This window comes from Rhizobacter sp. OV335 (genome assembly GCF_900142965.1).
In the GTDB taxonomy this organism is placed as follows: domain Bacteria; phylum Pseudomonadota; class Gammaproteobacteria; order Burkholderiales; family Burkholderiaceae_C; genus Rhizobacter.
In genome coordinates, this window is sequence record NZ_FRCQ01000038.1 from 1 (window position 1) to 24,174 (window position 24,174).

The 24,174-nt window shown below is 69.2% G+C and carries 21 protein-coding genes; 9 read left to right on the plus strand and 12 right to left on the minus strand.

Going from position 1 to position 24,174, the window contains the following annotated elements; all coding sequences use genetic code 11:
* Positions 1-127: 127 nt before the first annotated feature.
* From BUE42_RS27940 to tssJ, 9 genes are all read right to left on the minus strand, one after another.
* The gene (locus tag BUE42_RS27940) at positions 128-2,059 is read right to left on the minus strand and encodes a C1 family peptidase (protein ID WP_073468563.1); all 1,932 of its coding nucleotides are present in this window, start codon (positions 2,057-2,059) and stop codon (positions 128-130) included.
* 16 nt (positions 2,060-2,075) lie between these two features.
* Positions 2,076-3,920, minus strand: a complete 1,845-nt coding sequence (locus BUE42_RS27945) for a serine/threonine-protein kinase (RefSeq protein ID WP_073468564.1) — start codon at positions 3,918-3,920, stop codon at positions 2,076-2,078.
* The gene (gene tagF, locus BUE42_RS27950; RefSeq protein ID WP_083614669.1) at positions 3,917-4,651 is read right to left on the minus strand and encodes a type VI secretion system-associated protein TagF; all 735 of its coding nucleotides are present in this window, start codon (positions 4,649-4,651) and stop codon (positions 3,917-3,919) included. The genes BUE42_RS27945 and tagF overlap by 4 nt, the downstream gene beginning before the upstream one ends.
* Positions 4,633-8,232, minus strand: coding sequence for a type VI secretion system membrane subunit TssM (gene tssM, locus BUE42_RS27955; RefSeq protein WP_235002658.1), 3,600 nt, complete (start codon positions 8,230-8,232; stop codon positions 4,633-4,635). Before tssM ends, tagF begins: the two co-directional genes overlap by 19 nt.
* Positions 8,229-9,575, minus strand: a complete 1,347-nt coding sequence (locus BUE42_RS27960; protein WP_073468566.1) for a DotU family type VI secretion system protein — start codon at positions 9,573-9,575, stop codon at positions 8,229-8,231. Before BUE42_RS27960 ends, tssM begins: the two co-directional genes overlap by 4 nt.
* A gap of 49 nt (positions 9,576-9,624) precedes the next feature.
* Positions 9,625-10,074 (minus strand): hypothetical protein, encoded by a 450-nt coding sequence (locus BUE42_RS27965; RefSeq protein ID WP_073468567.1) that lies wholly within the window; start codon positions 10,072-10,074, stop codon positions 9,625-9,627.
* Positions 10,071-10,490 (minus strand): CC0125/CC1285 family lipoprotein, encoded by a 420-nt coding sequence (locus tag BUE42_RS27970; RefSeq protein ID WP_143171807.1) that lies wholly within the window; start codon positions 10,488-10,490, stop codon positions 10,071-10,073. Before BUE42_RS27970 ends, BUE42_RS27965 begins: the two co-directional genes overlap by 4 nt.
* Positions 10,491-10,565: 75 nt before the next feature.
* Entirely contained in the window at positions 10,566-11,894 is a 1,329-nt protein-coding gene (tssK, locus tag BUE42_RS27975; RefSeq protein ID WP_073468569.1) for a type VI secretion system baseplate subunit TssK, read from the minus strand.
* Positions 11,895-11,910: 16 nt separating this feature from the next.
* Positions 11,911-12,390 (minus strand): type VI secretion system lipoprotein TssJ, encoded by a 480-nt coding sequence (gene tssJ, locus BUE42_RS27980; RefSeq protein ID WP_073468570.1) that lies wholly within the window; start codon positions 12,388-12,390, stop codon positions 11,911-11,913.
* Positions 12,391-12,589: 199 nt separating this feature from the next.
* On the opposite strand from tssJ, the gene BUE42_RS33965 reads away from it, so the two are divergent.
* Complete coding sequence (locus BUE42_RS33965) at positions 12,590-14,290, plus strand: murein transglycosylase A (RefSeq protein WP_073468571.1); 1,701 nt, start codon at positions 12,590-12,592, stop codon at positions 14,288-14,290.
* Between the two features lie 238 nt (positions 14,291-14,528).
* Here the strand turns inward: BUE42_RS33965 and BUE42_RS27990 are convergent, their stop codons facing one another.
* Complete coding sequence (locus BUE42_RS27990) at positions 14,529-17,075, minus strand: response regulator (protein ID WP_159445508.1); 2,547 nt, start codon at positions 17,073-17,075, stop codon at positions 14,529-14,531.
* Positions 17,076-17,246: 171 nt separating this feature from the next.
* Here BUE42_RS27990 and BUE42_RS27995 point away from each other — a divergent pair, with 171 nt between their 5' ends.
* Positions 17,247-17,471: a hypothetical protein gene (locus tag BUE42_RS27995; RefSeq protein ID WP_073468573.1), complete on the plus strand. Its 225-nt coding sequence runs from the start codon at positions 17,247-17,249 to the stop codon at positions 17,469-17,471.
* A 12-nt stretch (positions 17,472-17,483) separates the two neighbouring features.
* On the opposite strand, the gene BUE42_RS32730 is transcribed toward BUE42_RS27995, so the two are convergent.
* On the minus strand, positions 17,484-18,122 hold the full coding sequence (locus tag BUE42_RS32730) for a TetR/AcrR family transcriptional regulator (protein ID WP_073468574.1): 639 nt from the start codon (positions 18,120-18,122) through the stop codon (positions 17,484-17,486).
* Positions 18,123-18,172: 50 nt separating this feature from the next.
* Here BUE42_RS32730 and BUE42_RS28005 point away from each other — a divergent pair, with 50 nt between their 5' ends.
* From BUE42_RS28005 to BUE42_RS28035, 7 genes are all read left to right on the plus strand, one after another.
* The gene (locus BUE42_RS28005) at positions 18,173-18,772 is read left to right on the plus strand and encodes a hydrolase (RefSeq protein WP_073468575.1); all 600 of its coding nucleotides are present in this window, start codon (positions 18,173-18,175) and stop codon (positions 18,770-18,772) included.
* Between the two features lie 28 nt (positions 18,773-18,800).
* Positions 18,801-19,148 carry a hypothetical protein gene (locus BUE42_RS28010; protein ID WP_073468576.1) on the plus strand — a complete coding sequence of 116 codons (348 nt, stop codon included), beginning with the start codon at positions 18,801-18,803 and terminating at the stop codon, positions 19,146-19,148.
* Positions 19,149-19,369: 221 nt separating this feature from the next.
* Complete coding sequence (locus tag BUE42_RS28015) at positions 19,370-19,912, plus strand: DUF2796 domain-containing protein (protein WP_073468577.1); 543 nt, start codon at positions 19,370-19,372, stop codon at positions 19,910-19,912.
* The gene (locus tag BUE42_RS28020) at positions 19,906-20,631 is read left to right on the plus strand and encodes an ATP-binding cassette domain-containing protein (protein ID WP_073468578.1); all 726 of its coding nucleotides are present in this window, start codon (positions 19,906-19,908) and stop codon (positions 20,629-20,631) included. Before BUE42_RS28015 ends, BUE42_RS28020 begins: the two co-directional genes overlap by 7 nt.
* Complete coding sequence (locus BUE42_RS28025) at positions 20,628-21,902, plus strand: ABC transporter permease (RefSeq protein ID WP_073468579.1); 1,275 nt, start codon at positions 20,628-20,630, stop codon at positions 21,900-21,902. The genes BUE42_RS28020 and BUE42_RS28025 overlap by 4 nt, the downstream gene beginning before the upstream one ends.
* Positions 21,903-21,916: 14 nt before the next feature.
* Positions 21,917-22,555, plus strand: a complete 639-nt coding sequence (locus BUE42_RS28030) for a DUF3299 domain-containing protein (RefSeq protein ID WP_073468602.1) — start codon at positions 21,917-21,919, stop codon at positions 22,553-22,555.
* A gap of 151 nt (positions 22,556-22,706) precedes the next feature.
* Positions 22,707-22,889, plus strand: a complete 183-nt coding sequence (locus BUE42_RS28035) for a hypothetical protein (RefSeq protein ID WP_073468580.1) — start codon at positions 22,707-22,709, stop codon at positions 22,887-22,889.
* 122 nt (positions 22,890-23,011) lie between these two features.
* Here the strand turns inward: BUE42_RS28035 and BUE42_RS32735 are convergent, their stop codons facing one another.
* Positions 23,012-24,028 carry a hypothetical protein gene (locus BUE42_RS32735; RefSeq protein ID WP_143171808.1) on the minus strand — a complete coding sequence of 339 codons (1,017 nt, stop codon included), beginning with the start codon at positions 24,026-24,028 and terminating at the stop codon, positions 23,012-23,014.
* Positions 24,029-24,174 lie beyond the last annotated feature (146 nt).

A 24,174-nucleotide genomic window follows, 5' to 3' on the forward strand; every position in this document is an offset into this window, starting at 1 on the left:
AGAACGAACCGTATGGTGTTGTATTCAAGCGCCTTTGCTTTGGTTACTTTCATTTGGCAAGGCAAATGAAAGTGACTCGCCCGCCGGGGCGAGACCCGGCTGCAGCCTCACGCAGTGACCAGACCCCTCATCCCCTGATGAACTTCACGACTTGAGCCCGAGTCCCGGGGTCATCATCGAACCCCCCATGCGTCGTGCTCGCGCTGACGGGCCCCGGCGACACCCACGTGGTGGTGTTCGGCAGTGTCGGCGCCACGTCGTCGAAGAACCGCTGCATCCCCAGGATCGGCGTGGTACTCCCCCCCTCGAACGACTCGCTGACGAGGTACAGCAGCGAGCGCCGGTACGGCCCGCAGGTGTGGTCCTGCTGCTCCGCCCGCTCGCTCAGGTGGAACTGCTGGTAGCGCTTGACGACGCCCGATTCCAGGTGCGGCCGCACGCAACGGTCGAAGGTGTCCACACGCACCGCCGGCGCCAGAAAACTCACCGATTCGAAGCGCATGCCCTCCTGCGCCAGCCGGTCGATCATCAGGCTCGCGACGATGCTGCCGGCCGAATGCCCGACGAAGTGCATGCGGATGCGCTTGTCGGCCACGCCGTGCTTGAAATGCCCGTACAGCAGCACCGCGCCGGCCTGCTCGTCGTCCGGCACGCCGGGCTTGTAGGCGCTCATCGCATCGGCGTTCTGCTTCATCTCGCCCCAGATGCGCGTGCCGGGGCGCGACAGCACGCGCTCCAGCCGCTCGTTCCACCAGGCGCCCATCGACGAACCGGCGGCCGTGCTGCGCGGCACGTCGCGGATCGCGTCGTCGATGCAGTTCAGCGCGCTGGTGAAGAAATCGGTCTCCCACATCAGGAAGATCGGGAAGATCTTCTGCTCGTACAGCATCGGGATCCACTGCGCCGCGATGTCGGCCGCCGCGGCTTCACCGACCAGCCCGCCGTGCGCGAAGATGCAGACGTCGACCACGTCGTCCTGCAGCCCCCATTGCTTGCGTGCCTGCGCGAGCTGCACGTCGACGATCGCGCGCACGTCGTCGGGCCGGGTGCGGAACACGCCGCTGTTGCTCAGCGCGCCGTTGTTGCCCATGTTGACGATGAACGGCGACAGCTCGCGGTTGCGCAACACCTCGCTCGCGGCGAGCGACACGCGGCCGGCCGCATCGGTGCGCAGGCTGATCGATTTCGAGATCGCGGTGTGGTCCTGCGTCACGACGCCGAGCTGCGCGACCCAGCAGTCCATCGCGTTGGCGATCCAGTCGTCATAACTCAGGATCGCGTAGCCGAACGAACCCCAGTCGGTGCCCCAGGAGTTCTGGATCAGGAAGCCGCGCTCGTTGTAGCCGACGATCGCGAACGCATGGCCCGAATGCCGCGCGTGGCCGCCCTTGACCGGGATCTCCCAGATCCCCTTGCGCGGCTCGGTGAACGAGGTCGGCCGCTTCTTCAGCGCCGTCAGCTCGATGCCGTCATCCCAGCCTGAATGGCAGCCGGCGCTCGCGTACAGGATGCCCACCTCGTTCAACGCGGCGTGCATGTCGGTGATCGCCTTGTGGTCAATGCGGTAGTAGGCACCGAGCGGGCGCTTGACGGCATCGAACCACCAGTCGTCGGCCAGGCTCTTGCTCGCCGCCGGCATCTCCAGCGCGGGGAACAGCGGCTCGCGGCAGGCGCCGTGCTTGAACCAGCCCTTCATCGCGCCGCGCAGGCTGGAGCCCTTGTCCTCGGACGAGCCCGGGTACTCGTCGTAGCGGCGCGCCATCGAGTACAGCATGTAGGGCGAGATAGCGGGCCTGCGCTCGCGGCCCGAGGCCAGCAGCAGGTGCTCCACCACCAGCGACAGCGCGAAGCCGGTGCAGGCCATCGTGTCGCCCTGGTACTTCACTGGCAGCCCATGCTTCGGGAACAGCGTCGGCGGTGGCGCGCTGCCGATGGCCGGGCGATAAGGCCGGTCGCGCACGTCGATCTCGTCGGGGCGCGCGACGCGCATGAAGCGCGAGTTCTTCGGCAACGGGTCGGCGGTGGGGCGCTTCGGCTTGGTTGCGGGCTTGGTGGCCATCAAAAACTCCCTCGGGCTACTTCTTGACCTCGTCGATCACCAGCAGCGTCGCGCCGTAGCTGCCATCGCACGGCGATTCGCCGGCCTCGCACACCGGCTTGCCGGCGAACGGGCTCTCGGCCGCGCTGCGGGCCGACCACAGCTGCTCGGCGAGCCCGAGGTCGATCTCGGGGATCTGGTCGCCGGCGTTCTTGACGCCGATGCCGGTCATGTCGCGCGGCCGGCGCGACACCATCGCGACGATATGGTCGGTGCCCGGCGGCCCGCCCGCGGTGATGTGCCAGCCGGCGCGCGGCAGCACGACCTCGCGGTTCAGCTCGATGCGGTTGTTCTTGTCGAGCTCGTTCGGGAACAGCAGGTAGAAGTGGGTCTTGTCGGTGCCGGCCAGGAACACGTACAGGTAGCCGGCCTCCGACGACTTGACGCGGAACTGCAGCCGGTCGCTGCCGATGCGCAACTGCGACTTGTCGGCCAGCGCGTTGACGCCGAGCACCGGGTCGGCGTGGCGCACGATGTCCTGCAGCGCGGTGACCAGGCCGAAGGGCACGGCAGGCGGCGGCGCAGGCGCCGCGACCGGTGCCGGCGAGGGTGCCGGTGCAGGTGTTGATGTGGCTGCCGATGCCGGCGTGGTCGCCACCACCGGCGCAGGCGCGGGTGCGCGCCCGGTGAACCACCAGCCCGCCCCCGCCAGCGCGACCAGCACCAGCCCGGCCAGCGCATACATGCCGGCCCGCGACGACGGCGTCGCCCGCGGATCCGGCATCAGCTCGGCCGGCCGCGTCGAGCGGCCCCCGGCGACGACCGTCGACGCACCCAGGTCCGGCGGCACCGGCAACCCGCCGCGCGTCGTGCTGCCCAGCAGCTGCGAGGTGTGTGCGTGGGTGCCATGCCCCAGCCCATGCCCGCCCGGCAGCAGCGCCCGCAGCGCCGCCATGTCCTGCGGCCGGTCGTCCGGCTTCACCGCCAGCCCCGCATCGATGGCCGCCAGGAACTGCGGCGAATACCGCCCCGCCCCGGCCTGCACCGCCGGCTGCAGGTCGTCGGTGACGAGCCGGCTGACCGACGCCAGCGGCGCGCGCCCGGTGATCGAGGCATACAGCACCGCGCACAGCGCGTACACGTCGGTCCACGGCCCCTGGCGCATCGCCTTCGATTCGGCGTACTGCTCCACCGGCGCGTAGCCGGCCTTCAGGATCACGGTCAGCGCCTGCGTCGCGTCGCCGATCACGCGGCGCGCCGCGCCGAAATCCAGCAGCACCGGCCGCATGCTCGCCGCGCCGCCGAACTGCGTGCTCTGCTGGTTCAGCAACAGGATGTTGTCGGGCGCGATGTCGCGGTGGTAGCAGCGCTGGTGGTGCATCAGCTCCAGCGCGTCGATCAGCGGGTGCGCCACGCTCAGCAGCAGCGCCTCGTCGGGCCGGCCGTGCTCGATCAGCCACTGCTTCAGCGTCGGGCCCTCGTAATACGGCATCACCATGTAGGCGGTGCCCTGCTGTTCCCAGAAGCGGTACACCTTGACGAGCGACGGGTGGTCGAACGCCGCCAGCAGCTGCGCCTCGTTGACGAAGCTGCGCAGCCCGAGCTCGAAGGTCTCGCGGTGGCGCGCCGAGCGCACCGACACCTCGCACTGCGGCCCGCGCGTCGCGAGCGTCGCCGGCATGTACTCCTTCAGCGCGACCACGCGGCCGAGCTGGGTGTCGCGCGCCAGGTAGACGATGCCGAAGCCGCCCTCGCCCACCAGCCCCTCGACCACGTACTCCTGCAGCCGGAAACCGTTCGGCAGCGAGTTGCCGCCATCGAGCGGGGCATCGGTCCTGACCACCGTGCGGTCGTCGTCCGGCGCCGAAGTCGATTCGCTCACCAGCGCCCCTCCAGCAGCTCCGAGAAGCAATCGGGCGGCGGCAGCCCCGGCGCGACCGACAGGCTGTCGTCGGGCGCCGACGCATGGTCCGGCCACCACAGGCTGTGGCCGGTGTAGCGGCGCATCGCCTCGGCCACCACCAGGCCATCGATCCATTGCGGCAGGCTGGCCGCGCCGGCATAGGTGTAGCGCAGCCGGCCCGGCATCGCGGTGGCAGCCGGCTCGACGCTGTGCCGCTCGGCCTGCCACGACGGCGCCCGCGCGAGCGCCGATTCGAAGTCTTCCACCGTCGCGCCGGCCCCCAGCGTGCCGAGTGCCGCGGCGCTCAGGTGCCGGTACCAACCGTCCAGCGCCTGGATGCCTTCGAGCGTCTCCGGCAGGTCGTGCGCGGTCTGCGCGACCACCAGCGGGAAGTAGCGGCCGACCTTGTCGACGCTCGGCATCAGCACGCCGGCCCACCACTCGCTGTCGATCACGCCCGGCGCCCACGCAAAGCGCCAGATCGGCCCGGTCAGGTACACGTCGAGGAACTGCGCACCGAGCCGCGTCTTGCTCGCATCCATGCCCTTCGACAGCCAGGCATCGCAGGCGTCGACGAAGGGCTGCGGCAGCCGGCGGCTCGCGAAATCGCCCAGCATCGCCAGCTTGCCGAACCAGCCCGGCGCCTGCGTGCCGACGCCGCTGATGAACTGGTCGATGCTGAAGTCGTGGCTCACAGCTTGCCCGGACATGAGAACTCTTGCAGCTCGGGCAGGCGGAACGGGTTTCGCACGCTGCTGGCGGTGACCAGGAACACCGCCTTGCGGTTGTCGATGTTGAAGGTCGCCTTGAAGCGCTCCGGCGCGCCGGCCGCCTCGATCTGCTGCTTGTCGAACAGCCGGAACAGCGCCCACGGGCCTTCCCGGGTGTCGCCCGACAGGCCGCTGGCCGACACCGGCGTCAGCGCCACCCGCACCTGCGTGCTGCCGCGCGGCCCCGGCCACTGGATCGAGGCCGGGATCTGCGGGCCGTGCGCGTACTTGACGAGCTGGCCGTCGACGTCGAGCGTGAACTGCGTGATCGACGAATCCATCTCCATCGGCTTGAAGTCGAGCCGCAGACCCGCCCCGGTGCCGCCGCCGCGGAAGAAGGTGTCGCGGATCACCGCCGCATGCTGGAACTGCAGCAGCGTCGAGCTGTCGGCGCCCATCGACGCGCCGTCGATCTTCTTGAAGCTCCACGGCCGCGTCGAGGTGTCGACGAAATTCACCAGGTTCTTCTGGAAGAACGCGTCGAACAGCCCGCCCGGCCCGAACACGCGGGTGAAGTCTTCCTGCGTCACGTCGCGGCTGCTGCCGCGCGCGAACGGGTAGCGCCCGCTGATGGCCTGGCGGCAGAACTCGCCGATCTCGGCATTGATCGAGTTGCCGATGTTGCTGCGCGTGATGTCGAGCGCCGCCTTGGTGCCGCTGACCGACAGCGTGTTCAGCAGCGAGCGGATCGGCTCCGGCAACCGCGCCGCCTCGGCCTTGACCTTGTTCGGCACGTCGGACGGCGGCGGCACGTTGCCGCCCTTCACCGCGGTGTCGGCGGCCGTCAACAGCGTGTAGACCTCGTTGATCAGCGCGATGGTCGACTCGATGGGCGCCGCCTTGCCGTCGGCCGCCAGCACCTGCTGGCGCAGCCCGATGAAGCGGTCGTCGACGATGCTCTCGATGCGCTGGCCCGGGCCGAGCGGCGTGGCCGGCGCCTGGTTGCCGAGCAGCCGCAGCAGCTCTTCGCGCGAGCGCTGGATCGCGTCGCGCGCCTTGGTCTCGACCTTCGACGCCACGTCCTTGCTGTCGCCGAGCGTGGTCTCGCGCGACATCGCCTTCAGCAGCGGCACCAGCGGGTTGTCGGGCGCCGACAGCACGCGCGACATCTGCACCGCCTGCGACAGGTTGGCCGTCGGCAGCATCTTCACGTCGGCGATGAACTCCTCCCACACCGTGACGTAGTCGGTCAGGTACAGGCGGCGCACCTCGTCGGCGAGCTGCTGCTGCACGTCGAGCGAGCGCAGCGCGTTCTGGCGGCCGCTGTCGTTGACGCCCAGCACCCAGCTCTCTTCATCGGCCAGCGTGCGCGCGACGCGCTCGACCTCGCGCTGGAAGCCCTTGTGGTAGCCGTCGTAGGTGAACAGCCCCGGCACGCCTTTGGTCAGCGGCTGGCCGCTCAGGCGGGTGAACACCAGGCCTGCACCGGCGCCGGCCGCCTTGGCCACCGTGAACTCCGGGATGTCGGCGCCGACGCCCTGGCGCTTCAGGCGCCGGTACACACGCTGGGTCAGCGGCGTCGCGATCAGGCGGGCGCGCGTCTGCGCGACCAGTTGCTTGTCTTCCGGCAGCGGCGACACCGCCTGGCCTTCGGCCAGCAGCGCGTCGAGGTGGGATTCGAGCTCGGCGCGCTGCTCGGTGGTCACCGAGCGCGGCAGGTTGGTCTCCCAGTCGGCCATCACGTAGAGCTTCAGCGCCGCGGGGTCGAAGCGCTCCGGGTCGTACAGCATCACGTAGGCCTTCAGCGCCTCGTACTGCAGCTCGGGGTTGTCGATGCCGGTCTTCAGTCGGTCCTCGATGCCGAGCGCGATGCGCGGCAGCACCGCGTCGGTCAGCATGCGGCGGTAGGCCTGCTGCGACGCGCCGTCGAGCTTGCGGCCCTGGTACAGCCCGAAGCCGTGGCTGAACGGCACCGAATCGCCGATGCCGGCCCGCGCCAGGTCGCGCGTGGCCTGCAGCGCCGGCAGCAGCACCAGCGTGTCGGGCGACGCGCGGTTCGGCGTCGACTGCACCAGCTTGCGCACCTCCTCGACGGTGGTGTCCACCTTCGCGATGTAGCGCTGGTTGTTGACGTAGCTGACGCCCCAGGCGAGCAGCACGCACACCGAGACGATGCCGAGCGCCGCATAGGCGGCGGTGATCATCCAGGCGCGGCTGCGCTCCCATTTCAGGTCGGTGCCGGCCAGTGCGGCTTCGCCGAACACCACCTCCTTCAGCAACCGCGACAGGAAGAAGCTCTTGCCGCTGGACTGCAGCGGCGGCAGCACCGTGCGCTCGAGCCGGTAGGTGCGCGCGATGCGGCCCAGCATGCGGTCGATCGGCGTGCCCTCTTGCGTGCCGCTGATGAAGTACACGCCGCGCAGCAGCGGGTGGGCCTCGAACTGCGACGGCGAGAAGACCTGGTCGATCCAGTCCTTCAGCAGCCCGCGCAGCGCCTCGAACTGCTGCGGGAAGCCGTAGATGCGGGCGCGGCGCTGCGGGTCGCGCTCGAGCTGCAGGCGGTCGATCAGGCCGTCGGTCAGGCGCTTCTCGAGCGCGTCGAACTCGGCCGGGAACACCGACAGGTCGGTGTGCTGCTGCTTGTCGAGCTTGAAGGTCATGCCCCACGGCGTCGCGCGGGTGTCCTTGTCGACCTCGCCCAGCGTCTCCATGAAGCCCGACAGCAGGTCGCACTTGGTGACCAGCAGGTAGATCGGGAAGCGCATGCCCAGGTGCTGGTGCAGCTCCTGCAGCCGCAGCCGCACGGTGGCGGCATGCTGTGCGCGCTCGCTGGCATTGGCGGTGAGCAGGTCGCTGACCGAGACGGTGATCAGCACGCCGTTCAGCGGCTGGCGCGGCCGGCTGCGCTTGAGCAGATCGAGGAAGCCCTCCCAGGCCTTGCTGTCGGTGTTCTTGTGGCTGTCCTGCGTGGTGTAGCGGCCGGCGGTGTCGATCAGCACCGCCTGGTCGGTGAACCACCAGTCGCAGTTGCGGGTGCCGCCGATGCCCTTCACCGAATGCTCGCCCATCGCGGCGGCCAAGGGGAAGTTCAAACCGGAGTTGACGAGCGCGGTCGTCTTGCCCGAGCCCGGCGCGCCGATGATCACGTACCACGGCAGCTCATACAGGTAGCGCTTGCCGAGCCGCGACGTGAGGCCGCTGAACGCGCCGGCCACGCCTGTCTTGCCGTTCTCGAACTTCGCGTTGCGCAGCGTCTGCAGCGCCTTCTGGAAGCGCTCGTTCAGCGTCTTCAGCTCGGCGTTGGCTGGGTCGTCGGTGGCAGCGCCGGCCACCGGCGTCAGCAGTTGGTCGACGACGCGCGCATTGGTCTTGCGCGCACGGAAGTACTGCCACAGCTTGCGCAGGATCACCAGGCCGACGATCAGGCCGATGAAGACCAGCCGCGCGGTCGAACTTTCAAGAGGTCTCCAGGTGCCGATCGCGATCAGCGGCCCGACGATCCAGATGACCAGGGACAGCGCGATCAGCCCGAGGATCAGCAGGAACCAGGGGTTGAGCAGGACACCGAGCAGCTTCTTCATGATCCGGTTCCGGGAGCCGAGGCCGCGGGCGTCGCGCCGCGCGGGATGAACAGGGTGATCTCGACACGCCGGTTCAGCGCGCGGTTGGCCGGCGTGTCGTTGGCGGCCACCGGCTCGCCATCGGCACGGCCTTCGGCCTTCACGCGGTCGCCGGTGACGCCGTAGCCCACCAGGATGTCGCGCACGGTCTTCGCACGCTCTTCGGACAGGTGCCAGTTCGACGGGAACTGCGCGGTGCGGATGCGCACGTTGTCGGTGTGGCCGGTCACCAGCACCGAGCCCGGCACCTGGGCCAGCGCCTCGGCGATGCGCTTCATCAGCGCCTCGCGATCGGTGGTGAGCGCCGCGCTGGCGGGCGGGAACAGCCCGTCGCCGCGGATGATCACGACGCTGCGGTCAACCTCGTCGCGCACCGTGACCAGCTCGGCCTTGATGTCGTTGACGAGGAATTGCGCGAGCCGCGGCTTCGGTGCCGGCAGCTTGACCGGCGGCGTCGGCGGGATCAGCCGCAGCTCTTGAATGCGGCCGTAGACCGGATCCGAATCGCCGCTCAGCCGCCACGACAGCCCGAGGTAGACCGACACGATGATCAGCATCACGACGGCGCTGGCCACCCACAGCGGCAGCCAGGTCAGCATCGAGCGGCGGGTCGCGGCCTCGCCGCGCCAGTTCTGCGCGAGCGGCTGTGCGTAGTCGCCGCGTTCCTTCTTGATGATCTGCGCGAGCCGCTCGCGCACCGCCTCGAGCTGCGCGCGGCCGCCGTCGACGACGCGGTAGCGGCCCTCGAAGCCCAGGCACAGCGCGGCGTAGATCAGCTCCAGCAGGTCGCGGTTGCCGGACGGGTTCTCGGCCAGCTTGGCCATCAGCTGGAACACCTTCTCGCCGCCGCCGGTCTCGTTGTGGAACATCGCGAGCAGGCTGTGGCGGCCCCACTGGCCGGAGGCGCCCCACGGCATCGTCGCGGCCACCTCGTCGAGCAGCGTGCACAGGATGTAGCGCGCGGCCAGCACGCGCTCGGGCGTGATGCCGCGGGCGCGCGCCTGCGCCTCGAATTCGCGCAGGCCCTGCGCGATCGATTCGCGCAGCGCGGCCGGGTCGGCGAGCTGGGTCGACGCGCGGATCTGCGGCACCAGCGCGAGCAGCGGGTTCGCCAGCGCGACCAGCGGGTTCAGGCCGCTGTCGCTCGGGCCGATGTCGGCGGCCACGTCGGCACCGGCCGCCTGCTGCGGCGCGTGCTGCGGGCGCGACGGCATCGCGGTCGTGCGCCCGCCCGGCGTCGGCATGATGAAGGTGCGGCCGGTGTCGACTTCGGCAAACGGATCGTCGGGGGAAGAGGGGCTCATCGCGCTCACCACGTTCTTTCAGGACTCTGCAGACGCTTCGGTGCGCCGGTCAGCGCACCAGGGGGCACAGCGACGGACGCACGGATTCTTCGGGCGCCACGCCGGTGTCCTTGTCGGCATCGGCCTTGACCACCTCGAAGAAGCACGTGTTGGTCGCGCGCAGCCCCGTGTTGGCGAAGTAGCTCTGCCCGGCCACCGGAACGAAGCTCACCGCGGGCTGGCACGAGTAGCTGGCGTTGCCGTTGTCGATGTACACCCGCGAGCCGAGGCTGATGCGGTTGCCGGTCGGCACCTCGGCGGTTCGCACCCCGCCCGAGTCCCGGGTCCAGACCTGGTAGACCTTGCCGTCCAGGCAGAGTGCCGGCTCGCCGAAACCCATCCACTGCACCTTCGCGACGACCACCCCCGGCTGCGGCTTGTAGACCGGAAGCGCACAGCCGGACAGCAGCGAGGCAGCGCACGCGAGTGCGCAGGTCCATGTCCTGATCAGCGGCTTCATGAAGCGGCCTTGGGTGTCTTGGGGTGGACGAGGCTGTCCAGGTCGTCGAGCACCTGCTGCGTCGACTTCGATCCGTAACGCGGTTCGTCGAGCATCAGCAGCAGCGTGGCCGCATAGGGCTTGCCGCCGATCAGGCCGGTGTTGGGCCCGTCGGCGGGCCGATCGCGGGCCGCATCGACCAGACGCTCGTAGATGACGAAGTGCGGCTTGTGCTGCGCCCGCGCCAGTTCCGCGCAGCGGTACAGCCCGAACCGGCTGATCACGTCGGCCGTCACGTAGGCGTTGCCCGAGAAGTACACCCATTGCATCTTGCCCGGGGCCGACTTCTCGAAATAGCCACCGGTGTAGCCCTGCGAGCCGTAGCCCGTCGCGCAACCCGCCAACCCCAGGCACCAAGCGGCCGCCATCGCGGCCACGACTCCCCTCCTCATCGACACCAAGATCGCTCCTCCTGCTCCGGTTTGAATCGCTCTTCGACATGCCGTCCCCGATCAGCTGCGGATCGCCCAGAGTTCGAGCTCCAGGCCGGGGAAATCACCCGCGATGTGCATCGCGACGTGGCCGTTGACGGTGATCGCCTTCCACAGCTCGCCGCTGCGGTCGAGTTCGAAATAGAAATACCCCGCATGGAAGGGCAGCTGGCGCGGCGCCACCGGCAGCGAGCGCAGCCCGATGCCGGGCAGCTGCAGGTTCACCAGGTCGCGGATCTTGTCGACCGGGCCGATCTTGGTCTGCGCCGGGAAGCGCTGGCGCAGCTGCTCGCCCGGCACCTGCGCATTGACCGCCAGCACGAAGCTGCCGGTGCGCACCAGTTCGAGGTCGTTGACGACCGCGGTGCGCACGCCGTGCGTGCGGTCGACCAGCTCGATCTGCAGCGCGTTCTGCTCGAGCACCGCGGTCAGCATGCGGCGCAGCTCGGCGAACACCGGCGCGAAGCAGGCGTTCAGGTCGTCGTGGCGGTACGGCGGGAACTCGGGCGGGCGGCGCGTGCTGCTGGCCAGCGTGGCCAGGTCGCCGGCCAGGCGCAGGCAGTCGCGGTGCAGCTCTTTCGGGTGCGCGTTCGGCACCGCGGTGTGCTGGCTGAAGATCGGCTCGTTGCGGTTCAGCGTCTGCAGCATCAGGAAATCGGCCAGCTCGGAGACGCCGTGGCCCAGCTGCCCCATGCGGCCGGCCAGCGCCTGCGCGCGTTGCAGGATCAGCCCGTGCAGCAGCGACGCGCTGGCCGACAGCTGGGCGGTGGCCTCGATCGCCACCTGCGGCGGGATGTAGCTGCGCTCCAGCGTGACCTGGCCGTCGCTGCGGCGCTCGGCGACGAACGCGATGCCGAGCAGCGCATAGGCCTCGGTGGCCTCTTTCGCGCGCACGAAGCGCATGCGCAGCCGGCCGGTCTGGATGGTGGCCGGCTCGTCGCTCGCGTCGGTGTTGTCGCGCACGTTCTCTTCGGCAGCCTCGAAGCGGCACAGCTCGTCGGTGCCGCTGAAATCGACCTCGTTCAGGCCCTGGCGCTGCAGCGGCAGCGCGAGGTAGATCAGTTCGCCCTTGACGTCGGACGGCACCTCGATCGGCGGCGGCAGCGGGTCGAGCAGCGGCATCGAGAACGGCGTGCCGTCAGGCAGCAGGCCGGCGGCGCGCGTCAGGCCGAGCTTGCCGAGCGAGAGCAGCCCCTCGTCGATCTCGAGCTCGGAGAAGCCCCAGGCGAACGGCGTCACGCAGCGGGTGCGTGCGTCGACCAGGCGCTCGATGTAGCGGGTTTCCTGCTGGAAATGGTGGGGCTGCAGGAACATCCCCGAAGACCAGACGACCTTGGCGCGCCAGCTCATGGAGGGATCCGTCCGGTCAGGGCTGGGTGCGGGTGGCCTGCACCGCGATGTCGTCCAGGCTGACGGCGACGACGTTGGTGCGGTTCGCGGCGACCGGGATCACGGCGCGCCAGCGGGCGCGTTCGAGTTCGCGGAACGCGACCATCACGCCGATGAACTTGGTCTCCGGCGACAGTTTCTTCTCGAGCGGGCGCTTTTCGCCGGGGCGCAGCACGAACTCTTCGCGCGACACCAGGTCGGGACCGAGCACCTGTTGCTCGCGCTCGAACAGCGAGACGAAATCGGCCGACTCGAACTGCGCGTTGGCCTTCAGTTCGAAGACGCGCACGACGACCGGGGAGGCGCGCTTGCGGGCATCGGGGTTGGTCTGGGCACCGGCGGTGACCTCGCCCTTGAGCGTGGCGGGACCGGCGAACGGGTTGTACTTCTCGACGGTGGTGCAACCTGCGACGAGGCCGAAGACGGCCAGCGCGGCGGTGATGAACAGATGGCGCATGGGGACGGCGGGTCTGGTGAGGGGTGGGGACGCCGGTCCGCAACGCGGCATCCGGCCCCGTTCACGGTCTGGCGTCCGCAGGATAGCGGTCGCTCTCACCAGTCAGTCGTGACTTAGGTAATGAGCGCGGGGCCGGGCGCGGCAAGCCGGTTGACGAAGGTCAGTTGGACGGCGCCCGGGCGGCGCCTAGGCTCGCGCCATGCAACGCTTCGAACCTTTGCCGACCCTGCGCCTGTCGGCCGCGCTGGCCGTGCTGGCGCTGGCCGCCTGTGCCTCGCAGGCGCCGCCGGGTGGCTCGGGGCCGTCCGCCGCCGCGGCGGGCGGTGCAGCAGCGGCCGGCGGCCCCGCGCCGCTGGCCAATGCGAGCGTCGCGCCGGGCGTCGCGACACCGAAATCGGGGGTGGCGCGGGTCGCGGCACCGAGCGAGGTGCGCACCCGCAACGCCGTCTTCAAGCTCGCCAACTTCGACGAGCTGCCGGGCTGGCAGCAGGACGACCTGCGCGCCGGCTGGGGTGCGTTCCGCAATTCGTGCGAGGTGCTGCAGAAGCGCGACGAATGGCGCGAGATCTGCGACGCGTCACGGCGCGTGCCGGCCGGCGACACCGCAGCCGGAACGACGGCAATACGCGGCTTCTTCGAGAGCCGCTTCTCGCTGCTGCGCATCCTGAACACCGACGCGAGCCGCGAGGGCGACATCACCGGCTACTTCGAGCCGCTGCTCGAAGGCCAGCGCCAGCGCAGCGCCGTCTACAACGTGCCGGTGCTGGGCGTGCCGCGCGACCTGTACACGATCGACTGGTCGCGGGTGCCGAAGGCGCAGCGCCGCGGCGTGATCGCGGTGCGGCCGGACGGCAACCAGCTGGTGGTGCTGCCGGCGCCGCAGGCCGGCAGCTACGCGATGGACCTGCGCCGCTTCGAGCTGGACGACCGTGACCGCCGGCTGCGGGCGCGGCTGGCCGGCAGCGGGTCCGGCGCGCGCGCCGAGCCTTACTACACCCGTGCCGAGCTGGAGGCGCTGAACCTGCCGCAGGACATCGGCGCGCCGGTGATCGCGTGGGTCAACGACGGTCTGGCGCTGTATGCGATGCAGGTGCAGGGCTCGGGGCGCATCCGCCTGCCCGACGGCAGCATCCTGCGGGTGCAGTACGCCGAGCAGAACGGGCATCCGTTCAAGCCGCTGCGGGTCGCGGCGGTGAAGAGCACGAAGCTCGTCACGCGCGGGACCGGTGCGGTGGCGGAGCAGCCGCAGGAGTTCGTGCTGGAGGACGACGCGGCGGCTGGTGCGGTTTCGGATGAAGCGCCGGTCGTCACGCGCGGCGGCAAGGCGGTGCCGGCAGCGCCGCCGCGCGGTGGCGCAACGGACAGCCTGGTCGACCAGTTGCTGGGCGGTGCCAAGCCGGCCGCGAGCGCGTCGGCCAAGCCGCCGGCGCGGGTCGCGCAAGGCCGTCTGGTCTCCGATCCCAGCTACGTGTTCTTCAAGCCGGTGGCTGACCGGCCGGCCAGCGAAGGGCCGCAAGGCGCGCTGGGCGTGCCGCTGACGGCAGGTCGATCGGTGGCGGTCGACCCGCGGGTGACGCCGCTCGGCTACCCGGTGTTCCTCAGCGCGCCGGCGCCGTCGGGCTCGGCGATCCAGGTGCAGCGCCTGGTGTTCGCGCAGGACACCGGCGGCGCGATCCGCGGCGCGGTGCGTGCCGACTACTTTTGGGGCTTCGGCTCGGAGGCCGGGCAGAACGCCCGCAGCACGAAGCACCGCGGGCAGATGTGGGTGCTGCTGCCGACGGCCGAGGCGAAGCGGCTGTCGAGCAGCCGGATCGTCACGCGTGGCGGGGCGATCGCATCGGACGCCGAGCCGGGACAGTGCCTGGTGGCGGATGGGGATTTCTGCTCGGAGGCGGACTGAGGCGCAGCAAAGGCGCGGGTGGGACACATGCCCGTTCGCCCTGAGCCTGTCGAAGGGGCCGCTCGCAGTCACCAGGGCTTCGACAAGCTCAGCCCGAACGGGGCCTCAACCGTTCGCCCTGAGCAGGGACCGAGCTTGTCGATGGCCCGTCCGTCGAAGGGTTGTGCCCGAAGCGCGCATGGCCTTCGACAGGCTCAGGGCGAACGGTGTTTCTTTGCAACTGCCGAGCCCCATCCCCTCACCCGCCGCGACGCGCAGAAGCAGCCACACCGCGAGACGGCATCCACTCCAGCAGCGCCGCCACCAGATCCTGCGGATCGATCGGCTTGCTGACATGCGCGTTCATGCCCGCAGCGAAGCACTCCTGCCGATCCTCGTCCATCGCCGCCGCCGTCATCGCGATGATCGGCAACTCGGCGCCCTGCGGCAGCTGGCGGATCACGCGCGTCGCCTGCGGGCCGTCCATCTCCGGCATCTGCATGTCCATCAACACCAGGTCGAAGGGCGCCTTGCGCACCCACTCCACCGCCTCCAGGCCGTCGTTCGCGACCGTCACCTCCAGCTCGCCAAGCGCCAGGAACGCAAGCGCCACCTGCTGGTTCACGATGTTGTCCTCGACCAGCAGCACGCGCGCGCCGCGCAGCGGCTTCAGCTGCTCGGCATAGCCGGCGGTGCGCGACACCGCCGGCGTGCTCGGCGCCTGGTCGCCGCGCTGCAGGCGTACCACCGTGTCGAACAGCCGCGACGGCGTGACCGGCTTGCTCAGCACGCCCGTCAGCGGCAGCCCGCCCAGCGCCTCGCTGACCCGCTCCAGCGTGTGCGGCGTCGCCATCGCGACGATCGCCAGCTCCGGTGCGCCGCGCTCGGCCATCAGGCGCCGCGCCTGGTGCACGAAATCGAGATCCGCCGACCGCCAGTCCAGCAACAGCAGCTCGTACGGCGATTGCCCCTCGGCACGCTTGAGCTTGTGCAGCGCGTCGGCAGCGAACGCCGCGCTGCCCACCTGGAAGCGCCAGCTCTGCAGCACCTGCTGCAACACCACGCGCGCGGTCGGCTGGTTGTCCAGCACCAGCGTGCGCATGCCGCGGATCGCATGCAGGTCGATGCGCTCCGCAGCTTCGCGCGCCAGGCCGAAGCGCGCGTTGAAGCTGAACAGGCTGCCCTCGCCCGGCGTGCTGCGGACCTCGATCATGCCGCCCATCAGCTCGACCAGCCGCTTGCAGATCGCGAGACCCAGCCCGGTGCCGCCGTAGCGGCGCGCGGTGCTGCGCTCGGCCTGGCTGAACACCTGGAACAGCTGCCCCGCCTGCTCGGGCGTCAGGCCGATGCCGGTGTCGCGCACGCCGAAGCGCAGCTCCACCCCCGTGTCGTCGCGCGACAGCAGCGCCGCGCTGACGACGATCTCGCCGCGCGACGTGAACTTGATCGCATTGCCGACCAGGTTGTTCAACACCTGCGTCAGCCGCAGCGAATCGCCCAGCAGGCGCTGCGGGATCGCCTCGTCGATCTCGAACACCAGCTCCAGCCCGGCCTCCTCGATCTTGACGGCGAACAGGTTGCCGACGTTCTCGATCGTCTCCTCAGGGCTGAACTCCTCGCTCTCCAGCACCACCCGGCCGGCCTCGGCCTTCGAGTAGTCGAGGATGTCGTTGAGCAATGAGAGCAGCGCCTTCGACGAGGTCTGCACCTTGGCGAGGTGGCCGCGCTGCTGCTCGTCGAGCCGGCCGTCGAGCACCAGCTGGGTCAGGCCGATGATGGCGTTCATCGGCGTGCGGATCTCGTGGCTCATGCTCGCGAGGAACAAACTTTTTGCCGCATCGGCCGCCTGCGCCTGGTCGCGCGCCTGAGCCAGCTCGCGGCCGCGCCGGCGCTCGTCGGCATGCGCCTGCGCGAGGCGCACGTACATCATCCCGTTCTCGAGCAGCAGCTCATACAGCACCACGCTGCAGGTCAGCAGCCCGTACAGCCGGCCGGCATAGAAGCCGAGGTCGTAGCGGCCGCCGTTCAGCATCGCCGACAACGCGGTGTCGAACAGCCAGGCGCACAGCGCGACCATCAGCCAGCGGTCGAGCACCGACTGGCGGCGCTGCTTCCACAACAGGCCCAGCGTCAGCACCGTGACGACGCAGATGACCCCGACCATGCCGCGCAACAGCGGCGTCGATTGCGAGCCCTGCATCACCGCCGGCAGCAGCGGTGCGCCGACGGTCGCCAGCGCGATCAACGCCAACGCCAGCGCGACGGTGAACAGCGGCACAGCGAACGGCCCCTGCCGTTCGACGCGCGGCGTTTGCGACCCGCGCGCAGGCCACGCATAGGCCAGCACGAACAGCGGAAAGCCGAGGTGCCAGAACAGGTAGATCCACGCGGTGCTGTGCGGCCCCGCGCCCAGCAGGCCCTCCGGCGTGAACAGCCCCGGAAAGCTCATCGCATGGCCGACCACCAGCAGGGCCGCGAACAGGTAGCCGCTCGCCAGCACCGCCAGCGGCCGTGCGCGCAGCACGCGCGACTGGCCGAACAGCAGCACGGCCGTGATCAGGTCGTTGACGACGACTGCTGTCTCGTAGAGCGCGATGAAGCTGGGGAATGGCGCCAGCTTGACCTTTGCAAACGGTGCCAAGGCCATGAACAGCAACGCGGACACCGCGATGATGGCCGTGGCGCGCCGGCGTTGCGCCGGGCTCGCCGCCTGGTCCGGCAGGAACGCCGGGCCGTCGTCGTCGTCGGATACGGCCGCTGAATCGTGCCCGATGACCGGCACGGCGGCGTCATGAGTTCTCCCCACGCCACCTCCCTGATCGGCCGGCATGCCGGCCTGTGCGTGTGTTTGCTTGAGCGCCTCACCGTTATGCCCGGAAGTCGCGGACCGCGCAACAAATGAAACCCGAAGCGAAGCGCCGCTGAAGCACGCCGGCCGCAAACTCGTGGCCGTGATCACAGAACGAGCGAGGCCCCCATGAGCGACTCCCTGTTCCTGCCGCGTGAACTCTTCACGGCGACGTCGGTGCCGGTGCCGGTGACATCGACGCGCCAGGCGCCACCGACCGATTCGGTGCTCGACGACCTGCGCCGCATCACGACGCCGGTCGCCACCTTCGGCAGCGGGCAAAAGAACCGCCGGCGGAAACCGCGCGACCCGAACGCGCCGAAGGTCGATCTGTGGCTGGACCTGGCCGCCTGATCCCGGCCTGGTTCAGGCCTGCAGCGCCGCGCGCAGATAGACGCGCAGCATCTCCTTCAGCTCCACGAGCGCGGCGCGCGTGCCCGGCGCCGCCTCGGTGTTCAGCGTGACCGCCGCCTTCATCACCTGCTGAACCGCCACCGCCACCGCGGCGAGCCGGGCCTTCGTGAGCCCGGGCGCGTGCGGCGCGAGGATCTCGGCCAGTTGCACGCGCATCGCCTGGCGCACCGCCTGCACCTGCGCGGCCGGCGCACCCGGCGAATCGACCAGCCGCGCGAACGACGGGTGGGCCGCGCGGAACTCGATCAGCGCGACCACCAGCCGCGCGCTCAGTTCATCGACATCCCAGCCCGCACTGGCCCCGGCCATCGCCGCGAGCCGCTCCTGCAACTCGCCCGCCTGCAGCGCGATCACGCCCTGCGCCACGCCGGGCTTGGTCGGGAAGAACTGGTAGAGCGAGCCGATCGACGACTCGGCGCGCGCGGCGATCTCGGTCATCGTCGCCGCGTCGTAGCCCTTCTCGGCGAACACCTGGGCGGCGGCACCGAGCAGCACCTCGACACGCTGGTGCCCGCGCTGGCGGCGCACACGCTCGACGGGCGCGGCTTCGCCCTCGTCGGGCAGGCTGGACTTTTGTGAGGATTTCCTCATAGAATTAGTTTTGCGAGGAAACCCTCACATATCAGGCCCTGAAGGATCCCATGCTATCTCTTGACTCCAAACCTCTCGACCCCGCCCGCACCGCACTCGTGCTGATCGACCTGCAGCAAGGCATCGTCGGCTTCGGCCGTGCGCCGCACGACAGTGCCACGGTGCTCGCGAACGCCGCGGCGCTGGCCGAGCGCTTCCACGCATCGAACGCGCTGGTGGTGCGCGTGAAGGTCGGCTGGAACGCCGACTTCCCCGACCTGCTGACGCAGCGCACCGACCAGCCGGCGCCGCTGCCGCCCGGCGAGCTGCCGGTGCACTGGTGGGACGACCCCGAAGCGCTGCCGAGCGCGCCCGGCGATTTGCAGATCGTCAAGCGCCAGTGGAATGCCTTCCACGGCACCGAGCTCGACCTGCAGCTGCGCCGGCGCGGCATCACGACGCTGGTGCTGGGTGGCATCGTCACGCACATCGGCGTCGAAGGCACGGCGCGTGCGGCCTGGGAGCTCGGCTACCAGCTGGTGATCGCCGAGGACGCCTGCAGCGCGCCGCTCGCCGAGCCGCACCTCGCGTCGATGCAGTACGTGATGCCGCGGCTCGGCCATGTGCGCCGCACGGCGCAGCTGTTGGAGACACCGACCGACACGGTCTGACATTCGACGCGCCGTCATACTGTCGGCCATGTCCGCTTCCCGTGTCGTCTGGCGCGCCCTGCTCGCGCTGCTGCTGGTGTTCAGCCAGCAGCAGGCGGTGCTGCACGTGCTGGGGCATGCGCTGGACCACCAGCGGCAATCGCTGGCGGCGACCTCGTCCCACGCGAGTTCGGCCCAAGCGACTGACATCGACGCGCTGTGCGCGCAGTGCCTGGCCTTCGCCCAGCTCGACCACCCGGCCACGCCGCAGGTGGCGACACCCACCGGCTCGTCGGCCCGCTTCGAACTGGCTGCGGCCGCACCGGTCACCGCGCGGGATGCGCGCTTCGAGCCGGCCTACCTGAGCCGCGCCCCTCCCCTTTCGACGCTGTCCTGACCCGAACCCCCGCTCACCCTGAGCCCGAGAGGTCCTCGAAGGGACCCGGCAGTTGCAAAGAAACCCGTTCACCCTGAGCTTGTCGAAGGGTGGGACTGAGCTTGTCGAAGGCCTTGCGCGCTTCGGGCACAACCCTTCGACGGACGGGCCTTCGACAGGCTCAGTCCCTGCTCAGGGCGAACGGGACTCGTCGCCATTCGCCCCCACCGGATACACGCGTCATGAAGATTCATTCCCTGCTGCCAGCCTGCATTGCGCTGGCTTCCACCTTTGCCGTCGTTCACGCCCAGGCCCACGAGCCCGGCGCCCATGTGCACGGCGTCGCTGAATTGCGCATCGTCATCGACGGCCCGCAACTGCAGATCAGCCTAGAGAGCCCGCTCGACAACCTGCTCGGCTTCGAACACGTGCCGCGCACCGACGTGCAACGCACGACAGTGCGCCAGATGGCGCGCACGCTGCGCGACACCGCCAGCGTGTTCACGCCAACCGCCGCGGCGCATTGCCACGTGACGACGGTGCGGCTCGCGTCATCGGCCGCGCTCGGCGAATCCATCGAGACAACGCCGGCCGATGGCGACGGCCACGCCGACCTCGATGCCGACTTCAGCTGGACCTGCGACGCCCCGCAGGCGCTGACCGGCGTCGACATCGACCTGATGCGCCACTTCCCCGGCCTGCGCCGGCTCAAGGTGCAGGTCGCCGCGCCGTCGGGCCAGCGCGCACTCGACCTGCTGCCGGGACGCCGGAGCGTCGCATGGTGAGCGCCGCGCCGATCCTGCAGGTGCAGCACCTGCGCTTCCGCTGGAAGCCCTCGCTGCCGCCCTGCCTCGACATCGATGACTTCAGCGTGCTGCTCGGCGAACGCGTCTTCCTGCACGGCCCGAGCGGCAGCGGCAAGAGCACGCTGCTCGGCCTGCTCGGCGGCGTGCTGGTACCGGACAGCGGCCGTGTGACCGCGCTCGGCCAGGTCGTGTCGGCACTGCCCGGCGCGGCGCGCGACCGCTTCCGCGTCGACCACGTCGGCTTCGTGTTCCAGCAATTCAACCTGGTGCCCTACCTGAGCGTGCTCGACAACGTGCTGCTGCCGTGCCGCTTCTCGGCGCTGCGCGCGCAGCGGGCGCTGTCAGCCTCCGATGGCGACCTGGCCCACGAGGCACGCCGGCTGCTGGAAGCACTCGACCTGCCGCGCGCGCTGCTCGCGCGGCCGGCCACGCAGCTCTCGGTCGGCCAGCAGCAGCGCGTGGCCGCGGCGCGCGCGCTGCTCGGGCGGCCCGAGATCGTGATCGCCGACGAGCCGACTTCGGCGCTCGACGCGGCCACGCAGCAGCGCTTCATCGAGCTGCTGCTGCGCGAGTGCGCGGCCGCGCAGGCGACGCTGCTGTTCGTCAGCCATGACAGGAGGCTGGCCGCGCACTTCACGCGCGAGGTGGCTCTGGCCGAGCTGAACCGCGCCGCGACGCTGCAGCAGGAGGCCGCATGAAGGCCTTGCTGAAGATCGCGTTCGCAAGCGCGTGGAACCGCCGCGCAACGCTCGGCCTGGCCATCGCCGCGATCGCGCTGTCGGTGACGATGCTGCTGGGCGTCGAGCGCAGCCGGCTCGCGGCGCGCGCGGCGTTCGCGCAATCGGTGTCCGGCACCGACCTGGTGGTGGGCGCCCGCACGAGCCCGGTGCAACTGATGCTGTACGCGGTGTTCCGGCTCGGCGAGGCGACCAACAACATCCGCTGGAGCAGCGCCGAGGCCTTGGCGAAACGGCCCGGTGTCGCGTGGACGATCCCGTTGTCGCTCGGTGATTCGCACCGGGGCTTCGCGGTGCTGGGCACAAGCACCGGCTACTTCGAGCACTTCCGCTACGGCTACCGCCGCCCTCTGGTGGTGGCCGAGGGCCGCGCGTTCAGCGGCACGGTCGATGGCGTGTTCGAAGCGGTGGTCGGTGCCGAGGTCGCACGCTCGCTGCAGTACGCGATCGGCCAGCGCATCACGCTGAGCCACGGCAGCGGCGGAGAAGGATTGACCGAGCATGCCGACAAGCCGTTCACCATCGTCGGCATCCTCGCGCCGACCGGCACGCCGGTGGACCGCACGGTGCACATCAGCCTGCAGGCGATCGAGGCGATCCACCTCGACTGGCAGGGTGGCGCGCCGATCCCGGGCCTGGTGATCGCGCCCGATGTGGTGCGCAAGTTCGACCTGACACCGAAGACGATCACCGCGGTGCTGGTCGGGCTGGACCAGCGCGGCGCGGTGTTCCGGGCGCAGCGCGAGATCAACGAGTTCGACGGCGAACCGCTGCTCGCGGTGCTGCCCGGCGTCGCGCTCGACCAGTTGTGGCAGGTGGTCGGCATCGTCGAGCGCACGCTGCTCGCGGTGTCGGCACTGGTGCTGGTGGTCGGGCTGGCCGGGCTCGTGGCGGTGGTGCTCGCGAGCCTGAACGAGCGGCGGCGCGAGCTGGCGATCCTGCGCTCGGTGGGCGCGGGGCCGCGTCACATCGCGGCGCTGCTGGTGGCCGAGAGCGTCGGCGCGACCGTGCTCGGCACCGCGGCCGCGCTCGCGCTGCTGGCCGGCCTGTCGCTGCTGGCCGGGCCGTGGCTGCAGGGGCAGTTCGGCAGCGCGCCGGCGCCCGGCGTGTCGGGCGTGGGCGAATGGAAGCTGATCGGCCTGGTGCTCGCCGCCGGCCTGGTGGCGGGGGTGCTGCCGGCGTGGCGGGCCTGCCGTCTGTCGTTGTCGGACGGCTTGACGCCGCGCCTGTGATGAAAGGAATCCTGATGAAGACGATCTGGAGTGGCGTGCTCGCGGCCTTGCTGGCCTTGTGCGGCGCCTGCAGCGATGCGGCCGACGGCCCGAAGGTGCCCGACAGCCCGAAGACCGATGCGGCCGACTACCGCATCGGCGACAAGCTGGCCCCCGCGGTCGCGGCACGCGCCGCGAGCGCCGCGGTGGCCGGTGGCTACAAGCTGACGACCTGGGAGGACCTGACGCCGAAGGACTGGGACCCGATGAAGGACGTGCAGGCGCTGAGCTTCCGGATGTTCGGCGACGGCGACCCGCGCGCGCAGGCGGCGCTCGACCGGCTGAAGCGCGCCTGGAACAACGCGCCGACCAATGCCGCGATGGACCAGCAGCGCGTGCGCATCGCCGGCTTCGTGGTGCCGCTGGAAGGCGAGAGTGACCAGCTGCGCGAGTTCCTGCTGGTGCCCTACTTCGGTGCCTGCATCCACGTGCCGCCGCCGCCGGCCAACCAGACCATCCACGTGAAGCTCGCGAAACCGCTGGCCGGCGTGCGCACGATGGACGCGCTGTGGGTCAGCGGCACGATCCACGCGGCCTTCAGCGACACGGCGCTCGGGACCTCGGGCTACCGGATGGAGGGGGATGTGACCGAGGCATATCGACGCAGTCGGTGAGTTGTGGGTGAGGGGCCATCGGCCGGCGCCGCAGCTGGTCCCTGCTTTCCGGCAGTTGGTCGCAAGCCGCTGGGCGTGCGAGGGGCGGACTCCTAGAGTCCACTCCATCGCAGCCCCCTTGCTGCCCACCACGCCACACCAGGAGCCCACCATGACCAGCCGCCTCTCCGCCGTCGCCTTTGCCTTCGCCCTGTTCGCCACCGCCTCGCTCGGCTTCGCCGCGCAAGCCCACACCGCGGCCCGCGCCAAGGCCGGCGCCGAAGCCCGCCTGCCGGTGGTCCAGATGCCGGCCGTGACGGTGATCGGCAAGCGCGTGCCGGCCGTCGACGCCTGAGTCGAGCCCCACTGCACCCATTCTTCCCCGCCTGACGCCATCTCCCATGTGATCTCCGGCTTCAGGCGTTTTTCTTCTGAAGCCTGCATCGGCAAAGCCTCTGCAATGCACGACACCACTTTTTAAACGTTATTTATCCAGCCATTGCGAAATTCCTCAAATATGGCCAGGTGAACTGGATCATTCCGAAGCTCCACTTCAGGATCTAGCACCCCCACCCCAAAGGCATACAAAATATCGTACTTTTCCTCGAACTCGAGATTGCTATTTGCAATTTCGCGCGCCACATCCAGCACCTGCAGATGGTTCCGACTCAGAGCCGAATTCATGCGGCCTTTTAAATTTTCAAATTCATTCAAAACCCTGACACCACTCACGACTGGACCCACCTCAGACCCGTGATTCGACGTGGGAACCAAATTTGTCACAGTAGATTTCAATTTATCGAATTCTGTGGCGACCAATTGATTCGCCGCCTTGGCCCCAGCCACATAAAATCTCCTCATCCCCTCAAGAACAGATAATTTCTCGTTGACCTCCATGTCGCTTGCGACAACATTCCTTGCTATGCCAATCACCGTCATTGGATCAGAGCCGTCGACAGCCTCACTCATTTTTCTCAATGCACTCGAGCCCTCAGAGCTGAGGATGGGGATATTATCATCTGACAGCTCGTCATTTAACCACTCGTCATTTGACCACTCGCTTTCAGATTTTCCACAGAATCGCGCCAGCAAGTTCCTCATGTCATCGCGCTGCACCCCCGTAGAATGCTCCTTGACAACCCACAATAACTCACTGATACCGTGAAACTGCGACGTGGAAAGTCTTTCCAACAATGGCTGATCCGCGCTCAACTGCATCGCGTCACATACGTCGCAGAAAATATCTTTCCTGTCAGAGGAATTTTTCTTGTACACATCCCACAGCGAGTGCAGCCAATTCACGACCAGATCAACAGCTTCGGGACTTGACGAGATGCTTCTCATGTCAGCCCCCAACTCCAACAAAGCTTGCAAATCGCCGCAATCTATTGATGCGTTGAATTTCTCTTCCACCATAGCAACGTCGATGCGGATATCCACAATACGGGTCGATGAAGAGTGTATTGCGCGTAAATTCTGGCCAAGTCCATTCATGGGATTCCAGTCCTTGCTTAGGTTTGCATGAGAACTGTTAGTAACTTCTGACGCGAGAACGTCTCGGCGTTCTGACGTACCGGGCATGACGTTTCATGGCAAACATCGGTGACAGCTGGGTCAACGCCGCGCCCCCTGCACCTGAT